The organism is Nonomuraea sp. NPDC050691, assembly GCF_040654455.1.
GTDB lineage: Bacteria > Actinomycetota > Actinomycetes > Streptosporangiales > Streptosporangiaceae > Nonomuraea.
Genome location: NZ_JBFAIA010000253.1, coordinates 1 through 9181 on the forward strand (window position 1 = coordinate 1; position 9181 = coordinate 9181).

Below are 9181 nucleotides of genomic sequence, written 5' to 3' on the forward strand. Positions count from 1 at the left end.
TCCTGCGCACGGGATTGCTGTTCCTTTCGCGCTGCCGCGTCAAGCGGCCGTTCCACAGCAGATGGGCCCGGTGGAGATGCTCCGGCCGTCCGGCACCGCGTTCCTCACCCTCGCCGCCACGCTCACCTGCTGGAAGAAGCTTGCCACGTGACGCTCTTGCGTAGGAAGGCCTCAAGCTGTTCGGCGAAGCCCGGTGCTGCGGCGACGAAGTGACCAGCGCCCGGATGCACGCTGCGCTCGCCACCGAGGACATCCGCCAGAGCGTCGCAGATCCGCTCGAGCGCGGCCGCGTGGTCTCCGGACGCGACGAGCACTGGGACGCCGACGTCACGGATCGCGTCGAGCTGTGGGTGCGCCTCGCTGGTCGGCCGACCACCCTGCGCCCGCCGAACGCCGGCGACCACGTTCTCGGGGAGCGGGCCGTCACCGACGGGCGCGCCCGCGAGGTGGAGGAACTCGCGCAACTCGGCCGGGTCCATGTCCATCCCGTGGGTGAGGACCGCATCGCCGATGCGCTCGAGCCGCGCCACCTCGGGATCGTCAGGGACAAGGTAGTGGAGCGGCGGCTCGATCAGGGTGAGCGAGCGCACGCTGCCCGGCGCGGCGGCGGCCGCGATCAACGCCCCGAGGGCGCCGTAGGAGTGGGCGACAACGTGCGGGCGGCCGACGAGCAGCGGCGCCAAGTCCAGGGCGTCCACCTCGAAGTCCTGACACTCCTGCGGTGGTGGACTCGGCGGATAGCCACGGCGATGGACATATGCCAGCGTCCACCGATCGGCCAGCGGAGCCAAAGCGCCCCACGTCGTCCGCGGGCCAGCACCGCCATGCACAAGCAGGACCTCGGGCCCAAAGCCATCACGCACCACCACGATCTCGCCCACGCGGCGAGCATAGCGACGCACCGTGAGACACGGCGCAAGGAGCAGCACCTTCACAGCACCACGTGAGACACGCTCTTAGATCACCAGGTCTATGCCGTTGTCGCTGAGTTCCTGCGCCGCGAAGACGGCTTCGGGGTCTTCTGCGATCTCGCGGTGGTATCCGACCTCGTAGCGGTTGGCGGGGGCCTTGACCTCGGTTACCTCGATGGGGTGGCCATTGGCGTGAGCCATGGTGCGGCGGATGATGAGGACGGCTTCGGCGTAGTCCATGCCGAGCACGGTCCGTTCGTCCTCGTAGGCGATGCGGGCGGTGGTCAGCGTCATCCATCGGACGGGGCCGTGCTCGCGGATGAGTGACTGGTAGAAGAAGCCGGGACGCTTGCGGTACTGATGGAAGCGCTTGGGGTCGTCCCAGTCGGGGAGCATGTCGGCGTTGGCGTAGGAGTTGATCTCCAGGCGGGCCGATGCGCCGTGGATGACGGCGGTGTGGCGCCGGTGCCACATGCTGCGTCTGTGGATGATCGGATGGCCGGGCCGGACGCCCAGCATCATCGCGATGTCTCGGTCGGCGGTGGTCTTCTCGCCGGTGAAGAGCGGGCTTTCAGGTTCGCGGTCGCGTAGGGCGAGGTCCCAGCCAAAGGCCTGGATGTCGGGGTGGTTGCCGGGAGCGGCGAGGTCGGGCCGGTCGCGGTCGGTGATGAGGATGGTCCGGCGTTCGGGCATAGGGCGGACGAACGAGCCGCGTCCGCGCATGACGTACGCCAGTCCCTCGGAGACGAGAGTGTCGATGGATCCCCAAGGGCACCACTGGCCGGCCTTCCAAGTCCCTGACCCTCGCCCAGGCCGAGGCGGTACTCAAGGCCGCCGAGTCCGCGAACCTGTATGCCTATGTAGTTCTGTCGCTCCTCATCGGCGCGCGTACGGAGGAACTACGGGCGCTCACCTGGTCGCACGTGGACCTTGAAGGCCAGCCCGACGCAGACCCTCCGGTTCCTCCTTCGATCATGGTGTGGCGCTCGGTTCGTGCCGGGGGAGACACCAAGACCCGGAAGTCCCGTCGCACTCTGGCCCTGCTTCGGCGATGCGTGGAGGCGTTACTGCGTCACCGCGACCGACAGACAATCGCGGCAGAGCAGGCAGGGGAGTCGTGGCAGGAGGACGGCCTCGTCTTCGCGAGCAAGCACGGGACCGAACTCGATGCCGCCAATGTCCGCCGTGCACTACGCGTGATCCTCAAGCGGACGGACCTCAACCCGGATGAGTGGACACCGCGAGAACTGCGCCACAGCTTCGTCTCGCTCATGTCGGACGCGGGAGTGGCCGTGGAGGACATCGCCCGGCTGGTCGGCCACAAGGGCACCGTCGTCACGGAGAAGGTCTACCGCAAGCAGCTCCGCCCCGTACTTCTGGAGGGTGCCGAGACCATGGACCTGATCTTTCCCGGCGAGGACTGAGAGGTATAGTCACTCACTTGGTCACCCGGAAGATCAAAAAGGCCACTTCCCTCGATGGGAAATGGCCTCTGAGCTGGGTGGGGCTACCAGGACTTGAACCTGGGACCTCTTCCTTATCAGGGAAGCGCTCTAACCGACTGAGCTATAGCCCCGCGCACACCGCACGGTATCGCATCGGCTTCACCAACGCGAACCGGTTGCGCGGACGAGGAAAAGCTTACCGTGTCCGCGCCGGTGCTCGCGCCGCCCCGGCCCGGGCGGCGCGAGACGCACGGCTACTCGGCCTCGCTGAAGGTCACCTCGACGCCGCCCACCAGGTCGGAGGCGACGTTGTAGATCACGGCCCCCAGCGTGGAGAGGGCGGTGATGAGGACGACGTTCACCGCGCCGATCAGGGCGGTATAGCCCAGGATGCGGACCGGCTCGAACCATGAGGCGATGTCGATGGGCAGCGCGGTCTGGCCCTGCTCACCCTGGCCGAGCTGGTTGACCAGGTCGACGATCGAGTCGAAGACGCCCAGCGCCGACAGCACGCCGTACAGGACGGCCACCGCGACGAACAGCACCACGAAGCAGACGAGCGAGACCACGAAGCTGAACTTCATGGCCGACCACGGCTCGATGCGGCGCAGCACCAGGTGGGCCTTGCGGGGGAGGCGGGCCCCCGACGAGGACTTCTTCTTCGACGACGACGACGTCAGCTCGAGCTGCGGCGGCGCCTCGGACGTCAGCGACGGCCGGATGCCGGATCCCTTGGCGTCCTGCTCCGCCTGCCCCGGCCTGGCCCCCGGAGGAGCCGGCTTGGGCCCGGCGGACGGGGCCGAGGAGGACGGCGGCGCGGTCGGCATCGGGTGCACGGCCGTGGCGTTGTCCTCGTCGGACTTGTCCAAGGTCTCGGATTCGACGGACTTCTTAGGCTTCTGCCCGTTATCTCGAGCCGCCTTCGTCCTCGCGCTGGGGCTACCACCCTGGGCGCTCATGACTTACTCTCCTCCCCCGTCTTCCTCGTTGTCCACCACAGCGTCCACGGAGGCGGCAGCCTCGATGGACTCGGCGTTGCGGGCGAGGGCCACCACGCTGTCGCCTTCGGCGAGGTTCATCAAACGCACTCCCATGGTCTGGCGGCCGGACTGCTTGATCTCGCCGGCACTCGTCCGGATCACCCCACCGGCAGACGTGATCGCGAAAACCTCGTCCTCTGGGTTGACCATGACGGCTCCGACCAGCTTGCCACGGGAGCTCACGATTTTCGCAGTCAGCACACCCTTACCACCACGACCTTGAACCGGATACTGCTCAACTGGGGTCCGCTTGGCGTACCCAGCCTTGGTGGCGATAAGCACATGCTGTCCGTCGGCGATGCGATTCATGGCGAGAAGCTCGTCGCCGTCGAGGAAACGCATGCCGATGACGCCGCTGGTCGCGCGGCCCATCGGGCGCAGCGCCTCGTCCGAGGCGGTGAACCGGACCGACTGCGCGCCCTTGGACACGAGCAGCAGGTCGTCCTCCTCCGACACCAGGCGGGCGCCGATGACCTCGTCGTCCTCGCGCAGGTTGATGGCGATGAGGCCGCCGGACCTGGGGGAGTCGTACTCGGACAGGCGGGTCTTCTTGACCAGGCCGCTGCGGGTGGCGAGCACGAGGTACGGGGCGACGTTGTAGTCACGCAGGTCGAGGACCTCCATGACGGTCTCGTCGGGCTGCATGGCGAGCAGGTTGGCCAGGTGCATGCCGCGCGCGTCGCGCCCCGAGTCGGGCAGTTCGTAAGCCTTGACCCGGTAGACGCGGCCCTTGTTGGTGAAGAACAGCAGCCAGTGGTGGGTCGTGGTGACGAAGAAGTGGTCGACGATGTCGTCCTGCCGCAGCTGCGCGCCGCGCACGCCCTTGCCGCCGCGCTTCTGGGCGCGGTAGAGGTCGGTGCGGGTGCGCTTGGCGTAGCCGCCGCGGGTGATGGTGACGACGACGTCCTCTTCGGCGATGAGGTCCTCGATCGACATGTCGCCGTCGTAGGCGGTGATCTCGGTGCGCCGGTCCTCGCCGTAGCGGGCCACGACCTCGGCGAGCTCGTCGCCGACGATCTGCCGCTGCCGCGACTCCGAGGCCAGGATGTCCTGGTAGTCGGCGATCTGCGCCATGAGCTGGTCGTACTCGTCCTGGATCGCCTGACGCTCCAGGGCGGCGAGCTTGCGCAGCTGCATGTCGAGGATGGCCTGCGCCTGGACCTCGTCGATCTCCAGCATGCTCATGAGGCCCTGCTGGGCGGCGGCGGCCGACTCGGAGGCCCGGATGAGGGCGATGACGTCGTCCAGCCGCTCCAGCGCCTTGAGCAGCGCGCGCAGGATGTGGGCGCGCTCCTCGGCCTTGCGCAGCAGGAACCGGGTGCGCCGGACGATGACCTCGATCTGGTGGGTCACGTAGTGCGAGATGAACTGGTCGAGCCGCAGGGTGCGCGGCACCCCGTCGACCAGGGCCAGCATGTTGGCGCCGAAGGTGTCCTGGAGCTGGGTGTGCTTGTACAGGTTGTTGAGCACGACCTTGGCGACGGCGTCGCGCTTGAGCACGATCACCAGGCGCTGGCCGGCCCGCGACGACGACTCGTCACGCACGTCGGCGATGCCGGTGACCTTGCCCTGCTTCACCAGCTCGGCGATCTTGAGGGCGAGGTTGTCCGGGTTGACCTGGTAGGGCAGCTCGGTGACGACGAGGGCGTGGCGGCCCTTGTTGTCCTCCTCGACCTCCACCACGGCCCGCATGGTGATCGAGCCGCGGCCGGTGCGGTAGGCGTCCTCGATGCCCCGGCGGCCGACGATCAGCGCGCTGGTGGGGAAGTCGGGGCCCTTCACCCGGGCGATGGCGGCTTCGAGCAGCTCCTCGTCGGACGCCTCCGGGTTCTCCAGCGCCCACTTGACGGCCTCGGCCACCTCGCGCAGGTTGTGCGGCGGGATGTTGGTGGCCATGCCGACCGCGATGCCGCCCGAGCCGTTGACCAGCAGGTTGGGGAAGCGGGCCGGCAGGACGACGGGCTCCTGGGAGCGGCCGTCGTAGTTGGGCTGGAAGTCGACGGTGTCCTTGTCGATGTCGCGCAGCATCTCCATGGCGATGGGCGCGAGCTTGCACTCGGTGTAGCGCATCGCCGCGGGCGCGTCGTTGCCCGGGGAGCCGAAGTTGCCCTGGCCGTCGACCAGCGGGTGGCGCAGCGACCAGGGCTGCGCCAGCCGGACGAGCGTGTCGTAGATCGAGGTGTCGCCGTGGGGATGGTAGGAGCCCATGACGTCACCGACGACGCGCGAGCACTTGAAGTACCCGCGGTCCGGGCGGTAGCCGCCGTCGTACATCGCGTACAGCACCCGCCGGTGCACCGGCTTCAGACCGTCGCGCACATCGGGCAGCGCGCGCGACACGATGACCGACATCGCGTAGTCCATGTAGCTGCGCTGCATCTCGGTCTGGATGTCGACCGGCTCGATGCGATCAGCCGGTGGAGGCGGAGTGTTCACTTCCGTCACGTGTGAAAATCCTTTTCTGAGATACGGCTGTCGCTACACGTCCAGGAAACGGACATCTCGCGCATTGCGGATGATGAACGCGCGGCGTGCTTCGACGTCCTCACCCATGAGCACGCTGAACATCTCGTCGGCCTGGGCGGCGTCGTCGAGCGTGGCCTGCAGCAGGATGCGGGTCTCGGGGTTCATGGTGGTCTCCCACAGCTGGTTGGCGTTCATCTCGCCGAGACCCTTGAACCGCTGGACTCCGTCGTGGGCGCGCGGGTCGCGCTTGCCGCGGGCGATGCCCTCCTGGATGATCGCGTCGCGTTCGCGGTCGGAGTAGGCGTAGGACGCGTCCTCGCCCTTCCGGTCCCACTTGATCTTGTACAGCGGCGGCTGCGACAGGTAGACGTGGCCGCCCTCGATCAGCGGGCGCATGAACCGGAACAGCAGCGTCAGCAGCAGCGTGGTGATGTGCTGGCCGTCGACGTCGGCGTCGGCCATCAGGATCAGCTTGCTGTAGCGCAGCTTGCCGATGTCGAACTCGTCGTGGACGCCGGTGCCGAGCGCGGTGATCAGCGACTGGACCTCGACGTTCTGCAGGACCTTGTCGACCCGGGCCTTCTCGACGTTGAGGATCTTGCCGCGGATGGGCAGGATCGCCTGGAACCGCGAGTCGCGCCCGCCCTTGGCCGAGCCGCCGGCGGAGTTGCCCTCGACGATGAACAGCTCGCACTTCTCGGGGTCGTTCCACTGGCAGTCGGCGAGCTTGCCGGGCAGGCCGCTGCCCGACTCCAGCAGCGACTTGCGCCGCGTCAGGTCGCGCGCCTGGCGGGCCGCAAGGCGGGCCCTGGCGGCCTGCAGCGACTTGTTGATGATGTCCTTGGCCTCGCCCGGGTTGCGCTCGAACCACGCGCGCAGGTGGTCGTTGCAGGCCTTCTGCACGAACGACTTGGCCTCGGTGTTGCCGAGCTTGGTCTTCGTCTGGCCCTCGAACTGCGGGTCGGCCAGCTTGATCGACACGATCGCGGTCAGGCCCTCGCGGACGTCCTCACCGGAGAGGTTGTCGTCCTTGCCCTCCTTGAGGAACTTCTGCTCGCGCGCGTAGCGGTTGACGATGGACGTCAGCGCGGCGCGGAAGCCCTCCTCGTGGGTGCCGCCCTCGGCCGTGTTGATGGTGTTGGCGAAGGTGTAGACCGACTCGCTGTAGGAGTTGTTCCACTGCATGGCGATCTCGACGGAGACGCCCTCACCGTGCTCCTCGAAGTCGATGACCGACGCGTGCGCCGGCTCCTTCTTGGAGTTGAGGTGGGTGACGAAGTCGGACAGACCACCGTCGTAGTGGTACTCCACCTTGACGGGCTCGCCGTTGACGTGGTCGGGCCGCTCGTCGGCCAGCGTGATCGTCAGGCCCTTGTTGAGGAAGGCCATCTCCTGGAACCGGCGCGAGAGCGTCTCGAAGTTCCACGTGGTGGTCTCGAAGATCTCGGGGTCGGGCCAGAACGTGATCGACGTGCCGGTCTCGTCGGTCTCCTCGTCCGTGGACAGAGGAGCGGCGGGCTTGGCGTTGACGAGGTTCAGCCGGTGAACGCGCCCATTCTGCTTCACCACGACGTCCATGGCTGTGGACAAAGCGTTGACGACGGCCGAACCCACGCCGTGCAGTCCGCCGGAGACGGCGTAGGACTTGCCGTCGAACTTGCCGCCTGCGTGCAACGTGGTGAGCACGACCTCGACGGCGGAACGCTTCTCCACCGGGTGGATGCCGGTGGGGATGCCACGACCGTTGTCGACCACGCGCACGCCGTTGTCGGCCAGCAGCGTGACGTCGATGTGGTCTGCGTGACCGGCCAGCGCCTCGTCCACCGAGTTGTCCACGATCTCGTAGACAAGGTGGTGCAGACCGCGCTCTCCGGTCGAACCGATATACATACCCGGGCGCTTGCGAACCGCCTCAAGCCCTTCGAGTACGGTGATTGAGCTAGCGTCGTAGGACAAGTGCCAAATCCTCCTGCCGCGGACACGCGGCAGGGAGGCGCTCTTCTTGCCCAGCTGCCCCTGCCGTGCCCGTCACCGTCGTGAGTGCCCCGTTGCGCTGGTCACCCAGGGGAGTCGACGTCGCCGTCGCGCGCCGGGGGTGACACGCAAGCGGACGTGTCCGGAATCCGTATTCATTCTACCGGGTCCGAGCGCCCAAGGTGGCATTGAACGCCCCTGTAATGCTCTGTCGCTCGTTGACCCCCCGCTCAAGCCTTCCCCCCCACGGGCGTAGGGTCATCGCTCCTGCGGGCTTCTGATCGGTTTTCGGCCCCTGCCCGCTCTCCGTTCATGATCGCGTACGGCCGGCGACTCCCGCTGCCGCGGCACCCGGCCGTACGCGCCGCCTCCGCGGGACCGCCCCGGCCCAGCGCTCGGGCGCCATCGGATCCGATCCCCAGCAGCGCCCCGCCCCCGTACGCGTCGCCCCGCCCCGTACACGCCGCCCTTCGACGCTCCGCCCGTACGCGTCGCCCTCTGAGCCCTCGGCCTCTGAGCCCTCGGCCTCTGAGCCCTCGGCCTGTGAGCCCTCGGCCTGTGAGATCCCGCCTTGTGGGCCGCGCCTCGCGGGCCACGCATTGTGGGGCTGGCCTTGCGATGCCTCTCCTTGCGAGACCCGACTTGTGGACCTCGTGGGACCCTGCCCTTCGATGCCCGTCCGGCGAGACCTCGCCTCGTGGGTCCACGCCCTGCGAGATCCCTGCGGGCCTTCACCTTGCGAGACCCGAGACCCCACGCACTCGTACAGCGCCGCCCCTTGATGCCCCACAGTCCCCGCTTCGTGGGGCCTCCCGTGGGGGAGGACCCCACCCTGTGGAAAACCTCGCCCCGTGGGACCTCAGCCCCTGCGCGAGCTCACCCGTACGTGTCGCCCGGCCCCCGGCTCCCCGTGACCCGGAGCCCTCCGGGACGCGGGCCGTGCTGCGGCCCTCTGACCTTGACCCGTGTCACCGTGCCCTCGCCCAGCTCCTCGTTGAGCCGGCGCACCAGCGTGCGCGCGAGCAGCCGCACCTGGGTCGCCCAGGCCGTGGAGTCGGCCGCGATCAGCACCTCGCCGTCCTCGAACCCCTCCGGCTTGGTATGGGCGGCCAGGTCGGGACCCACGATGTCGGCCCACCGGCCGAACACGCCCCCGACGGCCGCCGGACGCTCCCAGCCGCGGTCGGCCAGCAGGTCGCGGATGGCGCGGCCGAAGAGCTGGGGATCGCCGCCCTCACGGCGGGGGCCGGCCGCCGCCTCGATCATGATGGCCATCAGCTCTGTCTTGCCGTTGACGTAGCGGTACAGGGCCATCTTGGTGAGGCCGAGCTCGGCGGCGATGCGG

The 9181-nt window shown here is 68.2% G+C and carries 7 protein-coding genes and 1 tRNA gene; 1 reads left to right on the plus strand and 7 read right to left on the minus strand.

Annotated features, from left to right (window positions below):
* Positions 1 to 122: 122 nt before the first annotated feature.
* A complete protein-coding gene (locus AB0H81_RS41920) occupies positions 123 to 881 on the minus strand; it encodes an alpha/beta fold hydrolase (protein WP_358387183.1) in 759 nt (252 codons plus the stop codon).
* 75 nt (positions 882 to 956) lie between these two features.
* Positions 957 to 1604: a UTRA domain-containing protein gene (locus AB0H81_RS41925; protein WP_358387186.1), complete on the minus strand. Its 648-nt coding sequence runs from the start codon at positions 1602 to 1604 to the stop codon at positions 957 to 959.
* A 155-nt stretch (positions 1605 to 1759) separates the two neighbouring features.
* Here AB0H81_RS41925 and AB0H81_RS41930 point away from each other — a divergent pair, with 155 nt between their 5' ends.
* Positions 1760 to 2335, plus strand: coding sequence for a site-specific integrase (locus AB0H81_RS41930; protein WP_358387198.1), 576 nt, complete (start codon positions 1760 to 1762; stop codon positions 2333 to 2335).
* 78 nt (positions 2336 to 2413) lie between these two features.
* On the opposite strand, the gene AB0H81_RS41935 is transcribed toward AB0H81_RS41930, so the two are convergent.
* The 5 genes from AB0H81_RS41935 to AB0H81_RS41955 all read right to left on the minus strand — a co-directional run bounded on the left by AB0H81_RS41935 (position 2414) and on the right by AB0H81_RS41955 (position 9177).
* Positions 2414 to 2487, minus strand: a tRNA-Ile gene (locus AB0H81_RS41935).
* A 123-nt stretch (positions 2488 to 2610) separates the two neighbouring features.
* Entirely contained in the window at positions 2611 to 3225 is a 615-nt protein-coding gene (locus AB0H81_RS41940; RefSeq protein ID WP_358387189.1) for a DUF3566 domain-containing protein, read from the minus strand.
* 93 nt (positions 3226 to 3318) lie between these two features.
* Positions 3319 to 5841, minus strand: coding sequence for a DNA gyrase subunit A (gyrA, locus tag AB0H81_RS41945; protein WP_358387193.1), 2523 nt, complete (start codon positions 5839 to 5841; stop codon positions 3319 to 3321).
* 33 nt (positions 5842 to 5874) lie between these two features.
* Entirely contained in the window at positions 5875 to 7818 is a 1944-nt protein-coding gene (gene gyrB / locus AB0H81_RS41950) for a DNA topoisomerase (ATP-hydrolyzing) subunit B (protein WP_358387195.1), read from the minus strand.
* Between the two features lie 894 nt (positions 7819 to 8712).
* Positions 8713 to 9177, minus strand: coding sequence for a DciA family protein (locus tag AB0H81_RS41955; RefSeq protein WP_358387201.1), 465 nt, complete (start codon positions 9175 to 9177; stop codon positions 8713 to 8715).
* Positions 9178 to 9181: the final 4 nt, after the last annotated feature.